Origin of the sequence: Ancylobacter gelatini, assembly GCF_022601675.1 — a bacterium.
Classification (GTDB): Bacteria; Pseudomonadota; Alphaproteobacteria; order Rhizobiales; family Xanthobacteraceae; genus Ancylobacter; species Ancylobacter gelatini.
In genome coordinates, this window is record NZ_JAKVIL010000001.1 from 86,847 (window position 1) to 108,604 (window position 21,758).

General features: G+C 64.0%; 18 protein-coding genes and 1 tRNA gene. 16 read left to right on the forward strand and 3 right to left on the reverse strand.

The genetic code is table 11. The annotated features are described in order from the left end of the window. Positions 1 to 68 precede the first annotated feature (68 nt). From tig to MKI84_RS00430, 12 genes are all read left to right on the forward strand, one after another. Positions 69 to 1,418: a trigger factor gene (gene tig, locus MKI84_RS00375; protein ID WP_241615997.1), complete on the forward strand. Its 1,350-nt coding sequence runs from the start codon at positions 69 to 71 to the stop codon at positions 1,416 to 1,418. Positions 1,419 to 1,614: 196 nt separating this feature from the next. Continuing rightward, positions 1,615 to 2,247: an ATP-dependent Clp protease proteolytic subunit gene (locus tag MKI84_RS00380; protein WP_241615998.1), complete on the forward strand. Its 633-nt coding sequence runs from the start codon at positions 1,615 to 1,617 to the stop codon at positions 2,245 to 2,247. 369 nt (positions 2,248 to 2,616) lie between these two features. Continuing rightward, positions 2,617 to 3,888 (forward strand): ATP-dependent Clp protease ATP-binding subunit ClpX, encoded by a 1,272-nt coding sequence (clpX, locus tag MKI84_RS00385; protein ID WP_241615999.1) that lies wholly within the window; start codon positions 2,617 to 2,619, stop codon positions 3,886 to 3,888. Positions 3,889 to 4,161: 273 nt separating this feature from the next. Beyond that, complete coding sequence (lon, locus tag MKI84_RS00390; RefSeq protein ID WP_241616000.1) at positions 4,162 to 6,600, forward strand: endopeptidase La; 2,439 nt, start codon at positions 4,162 to 4,164, stop codon at positions 6,598 to 6,600. A 306-nt stretch (positions 6,601 to 6,906) separates the two neighbouring features. Beyond that, positions 6,907 to 7,185, forward strand: a complete 279-nt coding sequence (locus MKI84_RS00395) for an HU family DNA-binding protein (protein ID WP_241616001.1) — start codon at positions 6,907 to 6,909, stop codon at positions 7,183 to 7,185. A gap of 315 nt (positions 7,186 to 7,500) precedes the next feature. Next, positions 7,501 to 7,576, forward strand: a tRNA-Val gene (locus MKI84_RS00400). Positions 7,577 to 7,615: 39 nt separating this feature from the next. Then, on the forward strand, positions 7,616 to 8,287 hold the full coding sequence (locus MKI84_RS00405; protein ID WP_241616002.1) for an HAD-IA family hydrolase: 672 nt from the start codon (positions 7,616 to 7,618) through the stop codon (positions 8,285 to 8,287). Next, complete coding sequence (locus MKI84_RS00410; protein WP_241616003.1) at positions 8,284 to 9,045, forward strand: ATP12 family chaperone protein; 762 nt, start codon at positions 8,284 to 8,286, stop codon at positions 9,043 to 9,045. Before MKI84_RS00405 ends, MKI84_RS00410 begins: the two co-directional genes overlap by 4 nt. A gap of 344 nt (positions 9,046 to 9,389) precedes the next feature. Further along, complete coding sequence (locus MKI84_RS00415) at positions 9,390 to 10,133, forward strand: hypothetical protein (RefSeq protein WP_241616004.1); 744 nt, start codon at positions 9,390 to 9,392, stop codon at positions 10,131 to 10,133. Positions 10,134 to 10,242: 109 nt separating this feature from the next. Next, a complete protein-coding gene (locus tag MKI84_RS00420; RefSeq protein ID WP_241616005.1) occupies positions 10,243 to 11,478 on the forward strand; it encodes an outer membrane beta-barrel protein in 1,236 nt (411 codons plus the stop codon). 103 nt (positions 11,479 to 11,581) lie between these two features. Then, positions 11,582 to 12,364 (forward strand): metallophosphoesterase family protein, encoded by a 783-nt coding sequence (locus MKI84_RS00425; protein ID WP_241616006.1) that lies wholly within the window; start codon positions 11,582 to 11,584, stop codon positions 12,362 to 12,364. Further along, a complete protein-coding gene (locus MKI84_RS00430; RefSeq protein ID WP_241616007.1) occupies positions 12,361 to 13,851 on the forward strand; it encodes an O-antigen ligase family protein in 1,491 nt (496 codons plus the stop codon). Before MKI84_RS00425 ends, MKI84_RS00430 begins: the two co-directional genes overlap by 4 nt. Positions 13,852 to 13,948: 97 nt before the next feature. Here MKI84_RS00430 and MKI84_RS00435 read toward each other — a convergent pair whose 3' ends face one another. Next, entirely contained in the window at positions 13,949 to 14,500 is a 552-nt protein-coding gene (locus MKI84_RS00435) for a polysaccharide biosynthesis/export family protein (RefSeq protein ID WP_241616008.1), read from the reverse strand. A 332-nt stretch (positions 14,501 to 14,832) separates the two neighbouring features. Here MKI84_RS00435 and MKI84_RS00440 point away from each other — a divergent pair, with 332 nt between their 5' ends. Both MKI84_RS00440 and MKI84_RS00445 read left to right on the forward strand, forming a co-directional pair. Continuing rightward, positions 14,833 to 17,037 (forward strand): GumC family protein, encoded by a 2,205-nt coding sequence (locus tag MKI84_RS00440; RefSeq protein WP_241616009.1) that lies wholly within the window; start codon positions 14,833 to 14,835, stop codon positions 17,035 to 17,037. Continuing rightward, on the forward strand, positions 17,027 to 17,701 hold the full coding sequence (locus MKI84_RS00445; RefSeq protein ID WP_241616010.1) for a hypothetical protein: 675 nt from the start codon (positions 17,027 to 17,029) through the stop codon (positions 17,699 to 17,701). The genes MKI84_RS00440 and MKI84_RS00445 overlap by 11 nt, the downstream gene beginning before the upstream one ends. Positions 17,702 to 17,742: 41 nt before the next feature. Here MKI84_RS00445 and MKI84_RS00450 read toward each other — a convergent pair whose 3' ends face one another. Continuing rightward, positions 17,743 to 18,927 (reverse strand): acetate/propionate family kinase, encoded by a 1,185-nt coding sequence (locus MKI84_RS00450; RefSeq protein WP_241616011.1) that lies wholly within the window; start codon positions 18,925 to 18,927, stop codon positions 17,743 to 17,745. Between the two features lie 204 nt (positions 18,928 to 19,131). On the opposite strand from MKI84_RS00450, the gene MKI84_RS00455 reads away from it, so the two are divergent. Beyond that, complete coding sequence (locus MKI84_RS00455; RefSeq protein ID WP_241616012.1) at positions 19,132 to 19,830, forward strand: fumarylacetoacetate hydrolase family protein; 699 nt, start codon at positions 19,132 to 19,134, stop codon at positions 19,828 to 19,830. A gap of 20 nt (positions 19,831 to 19,850) precedes the next feature. After that, positions 19,851 to 21,254: an FAD/NAD(P)-binding protein gene (locus MKI84_RS00460; RefSeq protein WP_241616013.1), complete on the forward strand. Its 1,404-nt coding sequence runs from the start codon at positions 19,851 to 19,853 to the stop codon at positions 21,252 to 21,254. A gap of 107 nt (positions 21,255 to 21,361) precedes the next feature. Here the strand turns inward: MKI84_RS00460 and MKI84_RS00465 are convergent, their stop codons facing one another. After that, positions 21,362 to 21,754 (reverse strand): RidA family protein, encoded by a 393-nt coding sequence (locus tag MKI84_RS00465; protein ID WP_241616014.1) that lies wholly within the window; start codon positions 21,752 to 21,754, stop codon positions 21,362 to 21,364. Between the last annotated feature and the right edge of the window lie 4 nt (positions 21,755 to 21,758).

Genomic DNA, 21,758 nt, shown 5'->3' on the forward strand with positions numbered 1-21,758 from the left:
GGCGCGATATCTCGCAACCGATATTCCTAGACGCCGCGCCCGCGGCACTAAAGACGAAGGCCGAAGACATGCAGGTCACCGAACTCCTCGCCGAAGGTCTCAAGCGCGAATATCGCGTGGTGCTGCCGGCCGCCGAACTCGACGCCAAGGCCAATGCCCGCCTCTCCGAGATGAAGGACAAGGTGCGGATCAACGGCTTCCGTCCCGGCAAGGTGCCGGTCGCGCATCTCAAGCGCATGTATGGCAAGTCGGTTCTCGCCGAGGTCATCGACCAGGCGGTGAACGAGGCCAACACCAAGATCATCGACGACAACGGCTTCAAGCTCGCCATGCAGCCCAAGGTCGAGCTGCCGCAGGACGAGGCGGCCGTGAACGAGGTGATCGAGGGCCGCGCCGACCTGTCCTACACGGTGAACCTCGAAGTGCTGCCGGCCATCACGCTTGGCGACTTCTCCACCATCTCGCTTGAGAAGCCGGTGCTCGCCGTGACCGATGCCGAGGTCGACGAGGCGGTCTCCAAGATCGCCGAGGCCAACCGCCCGTTCAGCGACAAGGAAGGCGCCGCCGAGAACGGCGACCGCGTCACCATCTCCTTCGTCGGTTCGATCGACGGCGAGAAGTTCGAGGGCGGCAGCGCCGAGGACGTGCCGCTGGTGCTCGGCTCGGGCAGCTTCATCCCCGGCTTCGAGGAGCAGCTGGTCGGTATCGCGCCGGACGAGACTCGCACCGTGAAGGTGACGTTCCCGGCCGAGTATCAGGCCCCGCACCTCGCCGGCAAGGATGCCGAGTTCGAGACCAAGGCCACCAAGATCGAGGCGCCCGGCGAACTGACCGTCGATGACGAGTTCGCCAAGACGCTCGGCATGGACAGCCTTGAGGCGCTCAAGGAGCAGGTGAAGAGCCGCATCGCGCAGGAGCACAATTCGGCGAGCCGCGCCAAGGCCAAGCGCAAGCTGCTCGACGCGCTCGACGAACTGCACCAGTTCGACGTGCCGCCGACCCTCGCCCAGCAGGAATTCGACGGCATCTGGAACCAGGTAACTTCGGAGATGGAGGCGCAGAAGCGCAGCTTCGCCGACGAGGACACCACCGAGGAAGCCGCGCGCGCCGACTACGAGAAGATCGCCAAGCGCCGCGTGCGCCTCGGCCTCGTGCTTGCGGAAATCGGCGAGAAGAACAACATCCAGGTCACCGACGACGAAGTGACCCGCGCCGTCGTCGAGCGCGCCCGCCAGTTCCCCGGCCAGGAACAGCAGGTGTGGGAGTTCTACCGCAGCAATGCGCAGGCTCTCGCCTCGCTGCGCGCGCCGATCTTCGAGGAGAAGGTCGTGGACTTCCTGCTGGAGCAGGCCAAGGTGACCGAGAAGCCGGTGAGCCGCGAGGAGCTCTATGCCGAGGACGAGGCCGACAAGGCCTGATCCTGACCGACAGCGGCGCCGTTTCGCGGGCGGGGATGCGTCTCTCTGTACACAGGGGACGCGGCCCCGCCCGCGGCTTTATGGCCCGCCGGGCTGGTAGGTACGCGCTTTCCCATTATGTTGGGGGAATGGATTCGTGGGCGGAGGCATGGGCCCCACCCGCCAGGAAGGGCATTGGCCCGCCGAGGACCTTGAGATGCGTGACCCGATCGATACGTACATGAACTATCTGGTCCCGATGGTGGTCGAACAGACCAATCGGGGCGAGCGTTCCTATGACATCTATTCGCGCCTCCTCAAGGAGCGCATCATCTTCCTGACCGGCCCGGTCGAGGACAACATGTCGACCCTGATGGTCGCGCAGCTGCTGTTCCTCGAAGCCGAGAACCCGAAGAAGGAAATCTCGATGTACATCAACTCCCCCGGCGGAGTTGTGACGTCGGGGCTGGCGATCTACGACACGATGCAGTTCATCAAGCCGGCGGTCTCGACGCTGTGCATCGGCCAGGCGGCCTCCATGGGCTCGCTGCTGCTGACCGCCGGCGAGAAGGACATGCGCTTCGCGCTGCCCAACGCTCGAATCATGGTGCATCAGCCTTCCGGCGGCTTCCAGGGCCAGGTGACGGACATCCTGATCCACGCCAAGGAAGTCGAAAGCCTGAAGAAGCGGCTGAATGAAATCTATGTGAAGCACACCGGCCAGTCGCTTCAGGCGGTCGAGGACGCCCTCGAGCGCGACAATTTCATGACCTCCGAGGCCGCCAAGTCCTTCGGTCTTATCGATAATGTCATCGATCGGCGCCCGGACGACCTCAGCGCGAAGCCCTGATCGGGCGGCGTGTTTGGGAATTCGTGCCGTGTCCCTATATTAGGGATGCGGCACGGTGCCCGGAAACAGGCTCTTGCGTGCGATGCGGTATCGCGCTTGCATGACGGAATGACGAAATATTCAGCGGGAGGCGCGACAGGGTTAATAATGGGGCAGCGGGGCGTCTCGAAAGCGGGGACGGCGCGATTGCCTTCTTGATCGATGCGCGCCAGCCATGCTTGGCTGGCTCTACGGGTCGACCCTCAAGTCGCTTCCTTTAGACGGCCCTATTGGGACCGTCGCGTTTCTCCCCACTTGGAGGCCCGCGGCGGCCTGCGAGACTGAGGCGGGTCCAGCTTCCCCTGGCCCGCCGAGCGGACGGAGAGACGCATGAGCAAGGTTGGCGGCGGCGACAGCAAGAATACCCTTTATTGCTCGTTCTGCGGCAAGAGCCAGCACGAGGTCCGCAAGCTTATTGCCGGACCCACCGTGTTCATCTGCGATGAATGCGTCGAGCTGTGCATGGACATCATCCGCGAAGAGAACAAGTCCTCGCTGGTGAAGTCCCGCGACGGGATTCCCACCCCGAAGGAAATCTGCAAGGTGCTGGACGATTACGTGATCGGCCAGTTTCATGCCAAGCGCGTGCTTTCGGTGGCGGTGCACAACCACTACAAGCGCCTGAACCACGCGACCAAGAACGGCGATGTCGAGCTCGCCAAGTCCAACATCATGCTGATCGGGCCGACCGGCTCGGGCAAGACGCTGCTCGCGCAGACGCTGGCCCGCATCCTCGACGTGCCCTTCACCATGGCGGACGCGACGACCCTGACCGAGGCCGGCTATGTCGGCGAGGATGTCGAGAACATCATCCTCAAGCTGCTTCAGTCGGCCGACTACAATGTCGAGCGCGCGCAGCGCGGCATCGTCTATATCGACGAGATCGACAAGATCAGCCGCAAGTCGGACAACCCGTCCATCACCCGCGACGTGTCGGGCGAGGGCGTGCAGCAGGCGCTGCTGAAGATCATGGAAGGCACGGTTGCCTCCGTGCCGCCGCAGGGCGGGCGCAAGCATCCCCAGCAGGAGTTCCTCCAGGTCGACACCACCAACATCCTGTTCATCTGCGGCGGCGCCTTCGCCGGGCTGGACAAGATCATCTCCTCGCGCAGCATGGGCGGCACGTCCATCGGCTTCGGGGCGAAGGTGGCGCCGCCGGAAGACCGTCGCCCCGGCGAGGTGTTCCGCGAGGTGGAGCCCGAGGACCTGCTGAAGTACGGCCTGATCCCCGAGTTCATCGGTCGTCTGCCGGTGATCGCGACGCTGGGCGACCTCGACGAGACCGCGCTCAAGCAGATCCTCTCCGAGCCGAAGAACGCGCTGGTCAAGCAGTATCAGCGCCTGTTCGAAATGGAGAATGTCGAGCTGTCGATCCATGAGGAAGCGCTGGGCGCCATCGCCCGCAAGGCGATCGAGCGCAAGACCGGCGCCCGTGGCCTGCGTTCCATCATGGAAGGCATTCTCCTCGACACGATGTTCGACCTGCCCGGCCTCGAAGGGGTCGAGGAGGTGGTCATCAGCAAGGAGGTCGTCGAGCAGAATGCGCGTCCGCTCTACATCTATGCGGACCGCGCGGCCGGCGATGCGGGCGCGAGTGCCTGAACCGGCGCCGCGCAACGATACGGCCGGGCCGCTGAGCCCGGCCGACGCCTTCCCCGGCTCCCCCGGATGCCGGTCTCTTGAATTGGCCGGTGGCGCTCTCCATCTGAGATCCAACCACCGGTCCTCGACCGCATCGACGTGCCCACCGCGGCTTTTCCCGCTTCCGCACAGAGATCATCGATCGCGTTCCGGCCGCATTGCGGCACGGTCGATCGCCCCCGCGCGTGTTCCGCACGAGGTCGACGCCCGGCCGACAACAGAAAGGACAGAGCCATGACGAGCCCCAAGCCTCGCACCGCGCTCACGCCCGGCGTTTCCCAGACTTTTCCGGTTCTGCCGCTGCGCGACATCGTTGTCTTTCCGCACATGATCGTGCCGCTCTTCGTCGGTCGCGAGAAGTCCATTCGCGCGCTTGAAGAAGTCATGCGGAACGACACGTTCATCCTGCTGGCCACGCAGGAGAATGCCTCGGACGACGATCCCTCGACCGACACCATCTACAAGATCGGCACGCTCGCTTCCGTGCTCCAGCTGCTCAAGTTGCCGGACGGCACCGTGAAGGTGCTGGTCGAAGGCATCTCGCGCGCCAAGGTCGACCACTACACCGACCGCAGCGACCTCTACGAGGCCGAGGCTGTCGCGCTGGAGGAGGAACTCGGCTCCAAGGTGGAAGCCGAGGCGCTCGGCCGCTCGGTGCTGTCGGAATTCGAGAGCTATGTGAAGCTCAACAAGAAGGTGTCGCCGGAAGTCGTCGGCGTCGTGACCCAGATCGAGGACCACTCGAAGCTGGCCGATACCGTCGCCTCGCATCTCGCGGTGAAGATCCCCGAGAAGCAGGCGGTGCTGGAAGTCCTGAAGGTGACCGCGCGCCTGGAGAAGGTGCTCTCGCTGATGGAGAACGAGATTTCCGTTCTTCAGGTCGAGAAGCGCATCCGCACGCGCGTCAAGCGCCAGATGGAGAAGACGCAGCGCGAGTACTATCTCAACGAGCAGATGAAGGCGATCCAGAAGGAACTCGGCGACGGCGAGGATGGCCGCGACGAGCTCGCCGAACTGGAAGAGCGCATCAAGACGGTCAAGCTGTCGAAGGAAGCCCGCGAGAAGGCCACGCACGAACTGAAGAAGCTGCGGCAGATGTCTCCGATGTCCGCCGAGGCGACGGTGGTGCGCAACTATCTCGACTGGCTGCTCTCGATCCCGTGGGGCAACCGCTCGAAGGTGAAGAAGGATCTTCCCTTCGCGCAGGGCGTGCTCGATTCCGAGCATTACGGCCTCGACAAGGTGAAGGAGCGCATCGTCGAATATCTCGCGGTGCAGAGCCGGCAGAACAAGCTGACCGGACCGATCCTGTGCCTCGTCGGCCCGCCCGGCGTCGGCAAGACCTCGCTCGGCAAGTCGATCGCCAAGGCGACGGGGCGTGAATTCGTCCGTGTCGCGCTCGGCGGCGTGCGTGACGAGGCGGAGATCCGCGGGCATCGCCGGACCTATATCGGCTCCATGCCCGGCAAGATCATCCAGTCGATGCGCAAGGCGAAGAAGGCCAACCCGCTGTTCCTGCTCGACGAGATCGACAAGATGGGCGCCGATTTCCGCGGCGATCCGTCCTCGGCCCTGCTGGAGGTCCTCGACCCCGAGCAGAACCACACCTTCGCCGATCACTATCTGGAGGTCGATTATGACCTTTCGAACGTGATGTTCGTGACGACGGCCAATACGCTGAACATCCCGCCGGCCCTTCTGGACCGCATGGAAGTGATCCGCATTGCCGGCTACACGGAAGACGAGAAGGCCGAGATCGCCAAGAAGCACCTCATCCCGCAGGCGCTGGCCAAGCATGGCCTGCAGCTCAAGGAATGGTCGATCGACGACGACGCGCTGCTGACCCTCATCCGCCGTTACACGCGGGAAGCCGGCGTGCGTAATCTTGAGCGCGAAATCTCCAACCTCGCCCGTAAGGCGGTGAAGGAGCTGACGCTCACCAAGAAGAAGTCGATCCGCGTCGACGAAGCCCAGCTTGAGGAATATCTCGGCGCGCCGAAGTTCCGCTATGGCGAGGCCGAGACCGAGGATCAGGTGGGTGTGGTCACCGGCCTGGCCTGGACCGAAGTCGGTGGCGAGATTCTCACCATCGAAGGCGTCATGATGCCCGGCAAGGGCAAGATGACGGTCACGGGCAATCTGCGCGACGTGATGAAGGAATCGATTTCCGCGGCGGCGTCCTATGTCCGCTCGCGCGCCGTCGATTTCGGAATCGAGCCGCCGCTGTTCGAGCGCAGGGACATCCATGTCCATGTGCCGGAGGGCGCAACCCCGAAGGACGGCCCGTCCGCCGGCGTTGCCATGGCGACCGTGCTGACCTCGGTGCTGACCGGCATCCCGATCCGTCGTGACGTCGCCATGACCGGCGAAATCACGCTCCGTGGCCGGGTGCTGCCGATCGGCGGTCTCAAGGAGAAGCTGCTGGCCGCGCTGCGCGCCGGGATCAAGAAGGTGCTGATCCCGGAGGAGAATGCCAAGGATCTCGCCGAGATCCCGAACAACGTGAAGAACGCGCTGGAAATCGTGCCGGTGTCGCGGATGGACGAAGTGCTCCGTCACGCGCTGGTGCGTCAGCCCGATCCGATCACCTGGGAAGAAAAGCCGGTGGATGTGACCCCGCCGGTGGAGCCGGTGCTCGCCATCGACGAAGGCACGGGCGTCGCGGCGCACTGAGCTTTTCGGAGCCTCAAAGACCTGGAACGGCGGCACCCGCAGGGGTGTCGCCGTTTTTATTTGTCCTGCCGCATCCGCCACAGATCGGCCGGCCGACAGCCTCGCCGCCGACCGCCTAATTTGCAGGCGCCCGCGTTGCGGTACCGTTGAGGTATTATATTACATGCAATAGCTCTGAAACCGTTTAATTATGCGGGTTTTCGGCGGGTGGGCGCTTGCAAATGCCGCAATTTGGAGAAAGTGTCTCGCCCGTCGTTGGTGCAACTCACCGACGATTCTTGTGCAATCAAGGGAAGGATCGGTCATATGACCACGAAGAACGAACTCGTCGCCGCCGTGGCCGAGCAGGCCAAGCTGACGAAGGCTGCCGCTGCGGCCGCGGTCGACGCCACCTTCGACGCCATCGCCGCCTCGCTGAAGGCCGGCGAAGAAGTGAAGCTCATCGGCTTCGGCAGCTTCTCGGTCGTGACCCGCGCGGCGCGTGAAGGCCGCAACCCGCGCACCGGCAACCCGGTGAAGATCGAAGCCTCCAAGGCTCCGAAGTTCACGCCCGGCAAGGGCCTGAAGGAAGTCGTCAACGGCTGAAGACACGGCCCGGATCATCCGGGCCTGCTGTCGCGCCGGGCGCCCGCGCCACGCTTCGGTAATTGACCGGGCGGGTGGCGGGCGCCGCGCGAGGCCGCGCGGTGTGGTGGCGCCCGGAAACGGTGCCGCAGCCGCCTGCGCCGGCACGCTGCCCCACGCAGGGGCAGGGCCGGCGTTCTGGTTGCGGGAGGCGAAGAACTCCCGACGTGACAGGCCCGCGCGCCCGACGCGCGGAATCCTGGGCTTGCCGCCCGCGCGCGGCGATGCTTTAAGGCGCTGGCTTCGCACCGGCCGCGCCGGCCTGCGGGGTCTGGAGGGCGGTTAGCTCAGTTGGTAGAGCATCTCGTTTACACCGAGAGGGTCGGCGGTTCGAGCCCGTCACCGCCCACCACCTGACCGCACCCAACCGCACCTGCCGAGAGGCTCAGCCTTGAAACTTGCCCTGTTCGATTGCGATGGAACGTTGGTGGACAGCCAGGACGTCATCGTCACCGCGATGACCCGCGCCTTTGACCGCGCCGGCCGACCCGTGCCGCCGCGCTCGGCGATCCTGTCGATCGTCGGCCTCTCCCTCGTCGAGGCGATGCGCCGGCTCGGTGACGACGACCCGGCCTTTCCCGCCGAGGCGCTGGCGGAGCTGTACCGCGGGGCGTTCCACGAATTGCGGGCGGAATCAGCTGTCCTCGAGCCGCTGTTTCCCGGCATGCGCGCCACGCTCGACCTCCTGAAGGCGCGCGAGGACGTCGTGCTCGGCATCGCCACCGGCAAATCACAGCGCGGCGTGGCCGCCGTGCTGCGTCATCACGGGCTGGAGGGGCGGTTCATGACCATCCAGACGGCGGATGACGCCCCGTCCAAGCCGCATCCCGCCATGGTGCTGCAGGCGATGGCGGCAGTGGGCGTCGAGCCGGCGGATACGGTGCTGATCGGTGACACCAGTTTCGACATGACCATGGCACGCGCCGCTGGCGCCCGTGCGCTCGGCGTGACCTGGGGCTATCATGCGCGCGACCTGCTGATGGCGTCCGGCGCCGAGCGGCTGGTGGACCACGCTGCCGACCTGCTGCCGGCTATGGACGGGCTTTGGGGGACGCGCCGATGAGCGACGAGAAGCCCGCGCCGCGCGCGCCTGACCCTGCCGCCTTCCGCACGCAGCCGGCCCTGCCCAAGCGATTCTATACTCTCGCCGCTGCCGTGCCTCACGAGAGCGGGTTCGCCGTCGCGCTCGACGGCCGGCCGGTGCGCACGCCGGGAAGACGGCCGCTCAGCGTTCCGGGGCTCGCCTTTGCCGAAGCGCTGGCGCAGGAGTGGCAAGGGCAGGGGGAGCAGATCAATCCGCTGACCATGCCGCTGACGCGCCTCGTCAACTCCGCGATCGACGGCGTGGCCGCGAACCCGGCGGAGGTTGCCGCCGAGATCGTGCGCTATGCCGGCAGCGACCTGCTGTGCTACCGCGCCGACGCGCCGCCGAAGCTCGTCATGTTGCAGCGCGATATCTGGGACCCTGTCCTGCGCTGGGCGGAGGTCGAACTTGGCGGCCGTTTCGTCCTCAGCGAGGGGATTCGTTACGTCGAACAACCGGCGAAAACGCTCGATTATTTTGCCGCCGCACTTCCGCGCGACCCGTTGCGGCTGGCCGCTCTCAACCTGATGACGACGCTGAGCGGCTCGGCCCTGCTGAGTCTCGCGGTTTGGAGGGGTACTATTTCAGCGCAGGAAGCTTGGCGGGCGGCGCATATCGATGAAGAAGTACAGCAAGAACTGTGGGGCAAAGACCGCGAAGCGGAACTTCGTTCTGAGCAGAGGCAGAAAGACTTTTATGCTGCAGTGCGGGCACTTCGCCTCATTGATGCTCAATGACATCAAAAGAAACCAGTAAGCATCTCGACATCGAATTCGATAAGTTTCCGACGATTTCCTCGATACAGCTCTGCCTTTTAATGGAGCTATCGCTCGGTTTCCTGCTAAAATTCCGTGAATTTTGCAGAAGAACATAGATTAACTGATTGATAAAAATTGAATGAGAATCGAAATTATTGCGATTTCCTTCCATTGATCGCGGATCTAGCAGGGTTCATGGTATTTTAATCCGGCATGACCGACGTATATGGGGCGTGGTTGTTGACCTGTGTGTCTTTTTTGCACTAGCGTGATGGCGTATGCGGGGTATCTTGAAGTCGAGCTTAAGAAGGGCGGGGCGGATTATGATGGGCAAGTTCGGGCGGATTACCGTTTCTGCGTTGGCGCTTATGGTGTCGTTCGGTGCGCTGGACGCCGTGTCGGTGAATTCCGGTGCGGCGCGCGCTCAGGTGCTGACAGCTGCGCAGATTGCGACGCCTCCGGCGAGTGCCGAGGCGGCGGTGACGCTTCTTGTTAGTCTTATCAATCAGGCTACGAGCAACGGCACTGTTTCCACAAACGGTGCCGGTGTCACCGACGCGGTGATCCTGCTCATGACGACTTTTGAGGGTAACCCCGCTGCTGTCGGCTTCATCACCAGCGCGCTGGTCCAGGCGGCGAGCGGCGCGGTTGCTGCGCTTCAGGGGGCGGCTTTTGCCAACCTTAAGGAGCCGATTCTGACCGGTGTCGAGACGGTTATTACGGCGTGGACGGACGCGGGTGGTGAGGCTGCCAATGGTCCGGCCTTCGAGGCGTACCGCGCCCAGGTCGAGGCTATGAATGGTTACAGTGCCCTGGTCGAGTTCAGGGCGATCGCCACCAGCGGTGCTGAGCGCCAGATTTCGACGTCGAAGGACGGGCTGGGTGACGAGGATGGTGCGCCTCCCACGGGCGCGACGGTGACGCAGAGCAATCCTTTGACGCGGGTTGGTGTTCCCAGTCCTTCACTCCCGCCGGGGACGGTGTTTACGTTTGGCGGGTTTGTTCCGGGTGCGCCGGTGACTGTCACGGTCACGGGTGAGGGCGCGGGCTCCGCGTCGCTTCAGTGAAGATTTGAGTGCATTGGTTTTTGCTGTCTGTTTCGTTCGGGGCGGTATCGGGTTTCTGGGGGCATTGATGAAAAAGTTTGCGGTAGTTGGGGTAGTATCGAGTTTGTCGATGGTTCCTCTCGCCAGCGTGGCGATGGCGGCAGACTATGCGCCGACGACTCGCAAGGCGGTCGAGGTTGATCCCGCTTTGGCTCCGGTCGGCGAGCGGATGGCCTACAAGCCCGATGGTGTGCAGGTCGGCTCGTTCACCCTGCTTCCGGCGTTGGGCCTGTCGACCGGTTACGACACCAACATCACGGCGACCAACACCAATACCAAGGAAGACTGGCTCTTCATTGTCCGTCCTTCGCTTCTGCTTCGTTCGGATTGGACGCGGCATATGCTGCTCTTGGATACCTACTTCGAGAGCGGCAGCTACGCGAAGTACAGCGATGCCGACTATCAGAACTATTCGTTCGGTGCTCGCGGCCGTATCGACGTGACCGACGATTTCTACCTCACCAGCTTCCTGCGTTGGTCGCACCTGAACGAACTGCCGGGTGACGATGAGGTCGATACCGGCCTCACCGAGCCCCTCGGCTACGACCAGACGGTGGCGGGTGTCGGGCTCCGTAAGGATTTTAACCGGATGTGGGTCACGGCGGACTTCAAGTTCCGTGACCGCGACTTCGACAATTTCGTTGATGGCGTTCCGAGCAATCAGCAGTACCGCGACGGTCAGACCTATACGGTGTCCGGCCGCGTCGGTTACGAGATCAGTCCGTTGACCAGCCTCTTCGTTGGCGGCGGCAATTCCTGGTACAACATGGAGGACTCGGACTACAACGCGACCCAGTGGAATGTGGTCGGCGGTGTTGTGTTCGAGCCGTCCCGCCTGATGCGCGGTGAGGCTTATATCGGCTACGGCGAGTGGACCTCTGACAATGGCGATCTCAGCAGGGTCCCCAATGTCAACTACGGTCTTGACCTGGCGTGGTTCGTTTCTCCGCTGCTGACCGTGACTTTCTCGGGCGCTCAGGAAGTTCTGACCTCGAACTATAACTATCTGGGCTTTGACGGATCGGCTGTTCTAAATTCGACCTTCGGTGTCCGCGCCGATTACGAACTGCGTCGGAGCATCATCCTGTCGGGCTGGTTCAATTACGAGAACCAGAACTACGAAGACTTTGCGCGGGACGATGATCAGTACGTCTATGGCGCCCAGGTTCGCTACGTGATGAACCGCTACGCCGAGTGGAAGCTGAACTACAGCTACACGGACTTCGATACCAACTTCAACGGTATCAATGGCGCCGAAAGCTACACGCGTAATGTCATTCTCGGTACGCTGACCCTCACCTACTGAGCGGTTCAGGCAGGCTTTAGAAACGCCCTCCGTTTTCCAGCGGGGGGCGTTTTTTGTTGCACTGCCGTTGTCATGGTAGAGTGACGGCGTGGTGACCCCTGCGGTGACCAAGGACGGTGACTCGCGAGTCAGGTTGGGTATGTTTTTTTTCCGTTCCCGCGCGGCGGCTCCCAAACGCAAGCCAGCCCTCATTCCCGACGGAAGGCGCGTTTATGCGATCGGTGACATTCACGGTCGCTATGACCTGCTGACCCGGATGCTCGACACCATCCATCGCGATGCTGCGGGCGGCGCGGCCGAGCCGCAGATTGTGTTTCTTGGTGACTATATCGACCGCGGCGCCGATAGCCGCTCCGTTCTGGAGTGCCTGCGCGGCGGGACGCAGCATGGTTGGACGTGCCTGATGGGCAATCACGAGGCCATGTTGCTGGCGGTGCTCGACGGCGAGCTCGACTGGCCGATGTGGCTCGGGCATGGCGGCGCGGAGACGCTGTTCTCCTATGGCCTGTCGACGCGTGAATTCGCCGGGCGTACCGAACCGGAGGCGCTTCGCGAGGCGGTTCTGTCGGCAGTCCCTGCGAGCCATATCGACTTTCTGCGCGGCCTGGCCGGCTCTCATGAGGTCGGTGGTTATTTCTTCTGCCATGCCGGCATTCGTCCGGGCGTTGCGCTGGAGCGGCAAGTGCTGAGTGACCTTTTGTGGATCCGCGAGGATTTTACGGAGTCGGCTTTGGATCACGGCAAGCGCGTCGTTCATGGCCATACCCCGGTCATGGAGCCGGAGATCTTGCCGAACCGGGTCAATGTCGATACTGGCGCCTATCTGACCAATCGCCTGTCCTGCGTCGTGCTCGAGGCGGATCAGCTGCGGATTCTCCAGGTATGAGCCCGGCCTCGGCGCCTTCCCGCGCTCGTCCTGGCGCCGCGCGGCAAGCTCTGCCGGCGGCGCCTTCGGGCTTTCTCTCCCGGAAGACCGGGCATGAGCGCTATAATGACGTGCTGTTGATTGGCTTCGTGCTGTGTATCGCCTGGGTGCCGCTGCCGTTTGGCAGCAATTACCTGACGATATGGGGCATCAATGCCGTGCTGTTCGCGGCGTTGCTGATCCTGTTCGAAGCGGGACTGCTGGTCAGCGGCGCCCCTCATCCGGTAGCGCCTCGTCGTCTGTGGTGGGTACTGGCCTTGTTCGGCCTGCTAACGCTGTGGATTTTGCTGCAACTCGCGCCTTTCGTCCCGGTCTCCTGGCAGAATCCGTTCTGGGAACTGGCGCGCGCTATCCTCTCGCGGGTGCCCGGCGGGCCGGAGGTGGCGGGCAGCATTTCGGTATCGCCAGATTCAGGGATTCGCACGCTCGTGCGGCTGCTGACCAATGCGGCGTGCTTTTATCTGGCGCTGCAATTGTGCCGCGACAGCCGGCGCGCGGATCTTTTCCTCACTGCGCTGGTGGTGATCGGGGTCGTCTATGCGGTGTTCGGCATCGGGCAGTTTCTCCTTTTTCCCGATCGCCTGCTATGGATAGAGAAACAGCATTATGTGGAATCGCTGACCTCGACATTCGTCAACCGCAATAACTACGCAACCTTCGCCAGTATTGGCGCGATCGCGGCCATCGGCCTGTTGATCGATGTTCACCGCCGGGGGGGTGTCGGGCGCGATCTTCCGCTGCCGCTTCGAGTGGCGGCCTTCGTCGATATCAGCCTGCGGAGCGGCGCGCTGCTGCTCGCCGCCGTTGCGGTGCTGATGGTCGCCCTGTTCCTGACGGCTTCACGCGCGGGCGTCACGGCCGGCCTGTGCGGCGTGATTGCGTTGATCTGCCTGCTGCTGGTGTTCTCGCGCCGCAAATGGTTCATCGCGGTGCTGGCGCTGCCGATTTTCGCGATGCTGATTGCGGCCATGCTCTATTCGGGCGACATGCTGGCCGATCGACTGGCGGACACGTCCAACGACGCAATGCGGTCCTCGGTCATCTTGCGGACGTTGAATGCGATACTCGATTCGCCATGGCTCGGTTTCGGCTATGGCAGCTTCGACGACATGTATACGGTCTATAAGCTTCCGGACCAATGGATCAGCACTCATTGGGACAAGGCACATAATACCTATGCCGAACTGCTGTTCGAGCTCGGTGTGCCGGCGGCGCTGGGCATGTTCGTGCTGGTGGGCGGCATTCTCGGCGCCATTCTGATGAATGTACGCCGGCGGGAGACGCGGCCGGTCATCAGCCTCGTGGCGCTCGCGGCCAGCGTGACGGTGCTTCTGCATGCACTGGTCGATTTCAGCGTGCAGATTCAAGCGGTCGCGCTGTTCTACTGGGCTTTGGTGGGTGCGGGGCTCGCGCAGAGCTGGAGCCGACGCATCGACACCAGCGTTTAAGGTCGCACACCGGAGAACGGAATTCCGGGTGCAACGACGCCGAATCCCAAGCGAAGGGTCGGCATAAAGCCGACCTTCCGCTTGGGGTCGCAGACGATCAGAACAGACGTTCGCCGATGCGAACGATGTCGCCTGGGAAGACCATTGTGGTGGTCGTTGCAGGATAGGACATTTCCTGCGTCTGCCCGGCTCGCCGGATGTACACCGACTGATCATTGGCGCGATAGGTGAAGCCGCCGGCCACCGCGACGGCACTCATAATGTTCATGCCATTGCGATAGGGGTATTCGCCGGGCTTCGAAATTTCGCCGATGATATAGAATGGGCGATATTGCAGAACTTCGACATTTACACGCGGGTCCCGCATGTATCCGCTCGCCAGCTTCTGCGCGATCGCGGTTTCAAGCGCATGGGCGGATTTGCCCTGGGCATCGATATTGCCGATCAGCGGCATCGAAATGATGCCGGAGGCATTAACCTGGAATTCGCCGGAGAGAGTAGGTTCGTTGAATACGGTGACCCGCAGCCTGTCGCCCGTGCCGAGCAGATATTCGGTCTGCGCGTTCTGGTCTCCGGCCGGTACAGAACTTGCACTCGGAACCGTGGCGCAACCTGAAATGGCGATAAAGGCGGGCGCCAGAAGCAGCATTGTCCAGAAGGAGGCACGTCGCGCTTGGCAATTCGGTTTCGTTGAGCTACTTTTGAAACCCATATCTTTACCTTGATATTGCGTGTGTTACTCTACCATAATGCCTATTATTTAAATTGAACCTGCGTCCGTTTTCTGCGGCGAGGACAAATAAGGCGTCATTCTTCAAGCACAAATTAGTTTATATCATTGGTCATCAAAACCGTCTCTATGAATCGACGGGCTTGTCAGTATAATCCCAACCGGTGTGCGCAAATCGCCTCCAGGCGAGGTGTGGCGAAGTAGCGGCCGCCTCGCGGGCCGGTGCGGATGGTCTATCTGGAATGGTAAAAATGCACGGACAGATTTCGCGACCGCCGGTATCCGAGGATGGTGAGGCGTTTGACCTTCACCAGATTGTCGACTTCCTCCTGCGCCGGTGGATGCTGATTGCGATCATTGCCATCGTGTCGATGGTAATGGCTCTGGGGACGGCATTTATACTCACGCCTCTTTACACCAGTACGGCCGAGATCCTGCTGGACCGCTCGCCGCGTTCCGTGCTCGGGAGCGAGCTGGGCGGCATCGAGGCGGGAAGCGGGGCCATCGAAAACCAGGTGTCGATTATCCGCTCGCTGACGCTGCTGCGACGTGTGGTCGAGAAGGAAAACCTCGTCAACGATCCGGAATTCGGTGCCACCAGCCCCGGGTCGGGTGGCTTGGTGTCGATGGTGAAGGGCTGGTTCCGCTCGTCGGGTGACCCCACGGTGGACGCGCCGGAGGATGCCTCGGCCATTCCGAACGAAGTGCGCATCTCGATCAACAAGCTGCGCGGCGCGCTTCAGGTGAGTCGCGTCGATCTGTCTTACATCCTGCAGATTTCGGTGACCTCCACCGACCGGGATCGTGCGGCGCGCCTCGCCAACGCCATTGCGGACGCCTTCATCGTCGACCAGCTCGAAACGCGCTACGAGGCGGCACGGCGGGCCTCGAACTGGTTGAACGACCGGATGCAGCGGCTGCGCGACGCGCTGCGGCAGTCGGAAGAAGCCGTGTCGAAGTTTCGCAGCGAGAACAATCTGGTTTCGCTCGGCACCAAGTCGCTCAATGAGCAGCAGCTCTCCGAGATCAGCGCCGAGCTGGTGCAGGTCGAAACCGAGGCGGCTGCCAAGGAAGCCAAGTACGAGCAGGCGAAGCAGATGGCGGAGGAGGGTGGCAACCTCGCCGCGCTGCCGGACGTGATGCGCTCGTCGGTGATTACCAGCCTGCGTGGTCAGCTTGCCGGCATCTCGGCGCGCGAGGCCGATCTGGTGACGCGCTATGGCGAGCGTCACCCCATGGTGGTCAATGTCCGCGCCGAGCGGCGTGAAGTCGAGCGGCAGATTTCCGCTGAAATCTCGCGCGTCGTCGCCAATCTGAAGAACGATTACGATGTCGCCCGCACGCGCGCCGAGTCGATGGCCGCGAATGTCGCCGCCGCCTCCGGGCAGAGCAACGCCGACAACGAGCTCACAATCAAGCTGCGCGAGCTCGAGCGTGATGCCGCAGCAAATCGTACCCTGTACGAGACCTTCCTGAGCCAGTCCAAGGTGACGTCGGAACAGACGCAGGTCGACATTCAGGATGCGCGCATCATTACGCCTGCTCTGCCGACCTCGACGCCATCCTTCCCGAACAAGGTGATCTTCCTCGCCGTCGGCGGGGTGATGGGCATTGCCTTCGGCATTGGTATCGCGGCCCTGCTCGACATGCTGAATGCCGGCTTCAGCAGCCCGCGCCAGCTTGAGGAACTGACCGGCCTTCCGGTGCTGTCCTCGGTGGAATGGGTCAACTTCTCCGATGTGGAGAAGTCCAAGGACACGATCCCGATCATCCAGTATCTCACCGCCAAGCCGCTCTCGCGGTTCAGCGAATCGATCCGCAGCCTGCGGGCCGGCGTGCAGATGTCGGATGTCGACAATCCGCCTCAGGTGGTTCAGGTCACGTCCGCCTCGCCGAGCGAGGGTAAGACCTCGCTGGCGATCGCACTCGCGGTCTCGGCGGCGGGCTCCGGCAAGCGTGTGGTGCTGATCGATTGCGACCTTCGGCGTCCCTCGATCTCGCAGCAGTTCGGCCTGACCGAAAAGCCGGGCCTGGTCGAGCTGCTGGCGCAGACCGCCTCCGCCGACGGCATTCTGCACCGCGATCCGACGTCTGGCGTCTATATTCTCGGTGCCGGAGCCAAGACGCAGAACCCGCCCGACCTGCTGAGCTCGGCGCGCATGCATCATCTCATCGAGCAGATTCGCCAGAGCTTCGATTACGTGGTGCTCGATGCGCCGCCGGTCGGGCCGGTGATCGACGCCGCCGTGCTGGCCGCGGTTGCCGACAAGGTGCTGTTCGTGGTGCGCTGGAACGCCACTGCGCGCGAGTTCATCCGCCAGTCGATCGAGCGCATCCCCGGCGAGCGCAAGATCTGCGGCGTGGCGCTCAACATGATCGACCTGCGGCGCACGCCGAAATATGGCCGCTACTCCTATTATTCGTCGGCCTATTACAAGAAATACTATGTCGGCTGACGCTGGAAGCGTGGCATGGGCGACCGGGCGGCGTGCCGTCGTCTCGGTCCTCCTGATCGCGGCGGCCGGCTGGTTGGGGTTGAAGGGCGTTCAGTTCACGCTGGTCGGCATGGAAACCCGTTCGGCCTTTCCGCGCCTTCTGGCCGATTACCCAACCCCGCCCGAGCAGGCGGATGTCGTGGCGGTGCGCGACGAGATCGGCCCATGGCGCGAGACGTGGGGGCTGCGCGACACGGCGCGGATCAGCTATTTCGACGTCGGGCGCACGCTGCTTAAGCCTCCGCCCGCGACCCAGTTGCAGGAGGGCGCGCAGGTGCTGGCGGTCAACCCGCTGCGCGGTGTCACCTGGGTCGATTTCGCCATCTTCTCTCTGCTCCAGCCGGGTACGCGAAGCCTGGCGCTTGAAGCGTGGGAACTCTCCGGCATCGCCGTGCCGTATGATGCCGACGCAATGACCGCACGGACGCGCTTCCTGATGGCCTACTGGCCGCGCGCCAGCGACGCCGACAAGCGGCGTTTCTTCCGTGAGGCCGGCCTGCTGCTTACCATTCCCGGCGGCTCCACCCAGTGGCGCACCATGATTCTCGCCCTGCCTCCCGAACAGCGGGCGCAGATCGAGCAGGAATTCAAAGCCTTCGCGCCGCGATACCGGCCGGTGCGCTGAGGCGCCCCCACACGGCCAGAAACGGGCGCGCGTGGGCGGCGTCAGGCGCCACGTAGCAGCCGCAGCGTGTGCAGGCCGATCATCTGCTCCTCGTCGGTCGGCACCACCAGCACCGGCAGGCGGCTGGCCGCGCCATCGATCCGCAGGCTGCCGGCCATGTTGGTGTCTGCATCGAGGCGCATGCCGAGATGCTGGAGACGGTCGACCACCCGCGCACGGATTTCCGGAGAGTGCTCGCCGATGCCGGCGGTGAACACCAGCCCGTCCAGGCCGCCGAGCGTGACGGAAAGGCTCGCAACCGCCTGAGCGACCCGCAAGGCGAAGAAGTCCACGGCCATGCGCGCTTCCTGAGCCTCACTCGCGATCAGCGCGCGCATGTCGTTGCTGATGCCGGAAAGGCCGAGCAGTCCGCTCTCGTGATAGAGCATGTGGCCCACCTCCGCCGCGCTCATGCCCTTCTGCTCGATCAGATGCAGCACCACGCCGGCGTCCAGCGTGCCGCAGCGCGTGCCCATGGGCAGGCCGTCCAGCGCGGTGAAGCCCATGGTCGATTCCATGCTGCGCCCGTCGAGGAGGCCGCAGGCGGAGGCGCCTGAGCCGAGATGGGCGATGACGATGCGCCCCGCCGCTACTTCTGGCGCGAGCGTGCGCAGGGCGCCGGACACGTATTCATAGGAAAGCCCGTGAAAGCCGTAGCGCCGCACCCCATCATCGTACAGCGCGCGGGGCAGAGCGAAGCGGTCGGCGAGTTCGGGGTGGCCGCGATGGAAGGCGGTGTCGAAGCAGGCCACCTGCGGCAGGTCCGGCCGGCGCTCGCGTACCACGCGGATCGGGGCGAGATTGGTGAGCTGGTGGAGCGGCGCGAGCGGGATGAAGCTCTCCAGCGTGCGCAGCATCTCGTCATCGACCAGAACAGGGTGCGAATAGTTCGGTCCGCCATGTACGACGCGATGACCGACGCCAATCACCTCATGGCCGGCCAGATGAGGGGTGAGCCAGTCACCGATGCAGCGCTGGGCGGCGGCGGAATCGGGGATCTCGGCCGGCTCGAAACGCTGGTCTGCCAGTATCTCGCCGGCATGCCCCTTCACGCGCAGGCGGGGGAGGGTGCCGATCCCGTCCAGCGCGCCGCCGAGCAGCATTTCGACACCGCCCGGCGCGGCCCGGTAGAGCTTGAACTTGATGCTGGAACTACCGGCATTGATGACGAGCAGGGTCTCGGCCACGGGTCCGCACTCCGGATGACAGGGCATGACAGGGCGTAAAGCAGCATCCGGCTTGCGGCGGTGCTCCGCGAGCGCGCATGCTCCTATGACATGCCGACCATGCCGCATGCCTTGAGCGGCCTCAAGCCGGACGGCGCTTGATTGACAAAACCGACCGTCGCCTCGACCCTCTTCCGCCTATCGCACGTCACGAGGAGCCCTTCGGTGAGCACGACCATCCCCGCTTATGCCATCGAGCCTCCCGGCATTCCTGCGCTACCCATAGCCGGCTCGGGTGAGCTGTTCCCGATCCATCGCATCTACTGCGTCGGCCGCAATTATGCCGAGCACGCCATCGAGATGGGGCACGACCCGGACAAGGAGCCCCCGTTCTTCTTCCAGAAGAACCCGGACAACGTGATCGTCGACGGCACCTTCCCCTATCCCGACAAATCGTCTGACGTGCATTACGAGCTGGAAATGCTGGTCGCCATCGGCAAGGGCGGGGTGAATATTGCGGTCGAGCAGGCGCTCGATCATGTGTGGGGCTATGGCGTCGGCCTCGACATGACCCGGCGCGACCTGCAGGGCGAGGCCAAGAAGCTCGGCCGGCCGTGGGAAGTCGGCAAGGCCTTCGAGGCGTCCGCCCCGTGCTCGGCGCTGGTGCCGGCGAGCCGTATCGGCCACCCGACCGACGGCAAGGTGTGGCTCAACGTGAACGGCAAGCAGCGCCAGATCGGCGACCTCAACCAGATGATCTGGAAGGTGCCGGAGATGATCTCGTACCTGTCCGGGCTGTTCGCGCTCAAGGCCGGCGACATCATCATGTCCGGCACCCCGGCGGGTGTCGGCGCGGTGACGCGGGGCGATCATTTGGTGGGTGGCGTCGACGGTGTGGCAACGCTCGACGTGACGGTGATCTGAGCGGCGCGAGCATCGTCATCATGCCCCGCGCACGGCACCCGGTGGTGATCATCGGCGGCGGCTATTCCGGCGCCGCGGTCGCCTGGCATCTGGCACGGATGGCGGGCGCGCCGGCGACGATCCCGATCGTCGAGCCGCGCGGCGAGCTTGGGCGTGGCCTCGCCTATGGCACGGCCGATCCCAGCCACCGTATCAACGTGCCGTCGATCCGCATGTCTCTCGACCCGGAACGCGGCGAGCATTTCGAACACTGGCTTCGGGCCAATGACCGCCCGAAGGGCGACGGCGCCGCGCGGCTGGCCGATGGCAGCCACTTTCCCTCCCGGGCGGAATTCGGCGCTTATGTGAGTGCCCAGCTCGCGGAGCTTGGGCCACGTGTTATCCACCTGCGCACCCGCGCGGAGGAGGTGATCGTGGAGCCCGGCGGCTATGCCGTGCGGTGTACCGACGGACGAGTGCTCCATGCCGGGCTCGTGGTGCTGGCGGTATGCCACACCCCGCCGACGGCGCCGTCGGGCATGGCGCAGGCGCTGGGCGATCATCCGCGCTTCGTCGCTGATCCATGGGCGCCGGGCGCGCTCGACGTGCTGCGTCCCGATGATCGCGTGCTGATCGTCGGCACCGGGCTGACCATGGCCGATATCGTCGCCTCGCTGGAGCGCATGGGGCATCGCGGCCCGCTCGTCGCGGTGTCGCGCCGGGGTCTGCGTTCGCGCGGGCATGCGGTCGGCGAAGCCTATGAGCCCTATGGCGACTTCGCCGCAGTGCCTTCCCGCACGGTGCGCGAACTGGTGCGCGAGGTGCGCGCCACCCTCCGCAGGGCCGCCGCCGAGGGGCGGAGCTGGCACTTCGTGTTCGACCAGCTGAAGGCGCAGGGCGGCGCGATCTGGCGTGCGCTGCCGGTCGAGGAGCGTCGCAGGCTGGTACGCCATCGGCGCCCGTTCTGGGATGTGCACCGCTTTCGCATCGCCCCGCAGGTGGAGGCTGTGATCGACCGCCGCCTCGCCGACGGGAGCCTGGAGCTCAGGCGCGCATCGCTGCGTGGGGTCGCGCGCGGGGAGGGCGACACCATCGCTGTGACCTCGCGCGAGCGTGGCACGTTCGCGACCGAGAGCTTCGATGCCGTGGTGCTGGCCACCGGCCCGGCCCATGGCCGGGTCTTCGCCGACACTCCACTGCTCGCCGCGCTGGAACGCGACGGGCTCGCCCGGCCGGACCCGATCGCGCTCGGCATCGAGGTGGATTTTCAGGGGCGGGTGATCGGGGCGGAGCGTACGCCGAACCCGGATATGTTCGTGGCCGGCCCACTGGCGCGGGGAACCTTCGGCGAACTCATGGGTGTGCCGGACGTCACCCCCTACGCGATCAAAATCGCACAGGGGGTGCTCGAACGGCTCGCCGAAACCCGCGGAAAGCATGGCTGAAAAACTGATTCAGCGAGATTGGATGAAGTTGCGATATATCCATCAAAATCAATGAGATATGACCGTTCCCTTCCTCATTTTTTGATTCAGGTCCGTCGGCTAAGTCCTTAAAGTCGGCGAGCGACGAAATCGATCTCCACCAACGCATCGCGGGCGAGGCCGGTGACGCCGATGCAGGTGCGGGCCGGGCGGCGGTCCGGCGGGAAATAGGCGGCATAGGCTGCGTTCATCGCCGGGTAGTCGCGCTTGAATTCGGTGAGGTAGATGCGCGCCTGCACCACATGGGACAGGTCGAGCCCGACGCCTTCCAGCACCAGGATGAGGTTGTCCATCACGCGCCGGGTCTGTGCCTCCACGCCTTCGGGCAGCGGCCGGGAATCGTCGTCCGGCCAGGTCGGCATCTGGCCGGTGACGAACACCCAGCCATCGGCTTCCACGGCGTGGCTGAACGGCGCCACCGGCTGCGGGGCGCCTTGTATCATCAGGAATTGGGGAGGCATCGAT

What these genes read in the sequence shown, in the direction of transcription:
- MKI84_RS00445 (WP_241616010.1), top strand. Translation starts at nt 17,027, where the DNA reads ATGTCGGCTGACGCTGGAAGCGTGGCATGGGCGACCGGGCGGCGTGCC.
- MKI84_RS00410 (WP_241616003.1), top strand. Translation starts at nt 8,284, where the DNA reads ATGAGCGACGAGAAGCCCGCGCCGCGCGCGCCTGACCCTGCCGCCTTC.
- MKI84_RS00435 (WP_241616008.1), bottom strand. Translation starts at nt 14,500, where the DNA reads ATGCTGCTTCTGGCGCCCGCCTTTATCGCCATTTCAGGTTGCGCCACG.
- MKI84_RS00380 (WP_241615998.1), top strand. Translation starts at nt 1,615, where the DNA reads ATGCGTGACCCGATCGATACGTACATGAACTATCTGGTCCCGATGGTG.
- MKI84_RS00420 (WP_241616005.1), top strand. Translation starts at nt 10,243, where the DNA reads ATGGTTCCTCTCGCCAGCGTGGCGATGGCGGCAGACTATGCGCCGACG.
- MKI84_RS00430 (WP_241616007.1), top strand. Translation starts at nt 12,361, where the DNA reads ATGAGCCCGGCCTCGGCGCCTTCCCGCGCTCGTCCTGGCGCCGCGCGG.
- tig (WP_241615997.1), top strand. Translation starts at nt 69, where the DNA reads ATGCAGGTCACCGAACTCCTCGCCGAAGGTCTCAAGCGCGAATATCGC.
- lon (WP_241616000.1), top strand. Translation starts at nt 4,162, where the DNA reads ATGACGAGCCCCAAGCCTCGCACCGCGCTCACGCCCGGCGTTTCCCAG.
- MKI84_RS00460 (WP_241616013.1), top strand. Translation starts at nt 19,851, where the DNA reads ATGCCCCGCGCACGGCACCCGGTGGTGATCATCGGCGGCGGCTATTCC.
- MKI84_RS00395 (WP_241616001.1), top strand. Translation starts at nt 6,907, where the DNA reads ATGACCACGAAGAACGAACTCGTCGCCGCCGTGGCCGAGCAGGCCAAG.
- MKI84_RS00465 (WP_241616014.1), bottom strand. Translation starts at nt 21,754, where the DNA reads ATGCCTCCCCAATTCCTGATGATACAAGGCGCCCCGCAGCCGGTGGCG.
- MKI84_RS00440 (WP_241616009.1), top strand. Translation starts at nt 14,833, where the DNA reads ATGCACGGACAGATTTCGCGACCGCCGGTATCCGAGGATGGTGAGGCG.
- MKI84_RS00415 (WP_241616004.1), top strand. Translation starts at nt 9,390, where the DNA reads ATGATGGGCAAGTTCGGGCGGATTACCGTTTCTGCGTTGGCGCTTATG.
- clpX (WP_241615999.1), top strand. Translation starts at nt 2,617, where the DNA reads ATGAGCAAGGTTGGCGGCGGCGACAGCAAGAATACCCTTTATTGCTCG.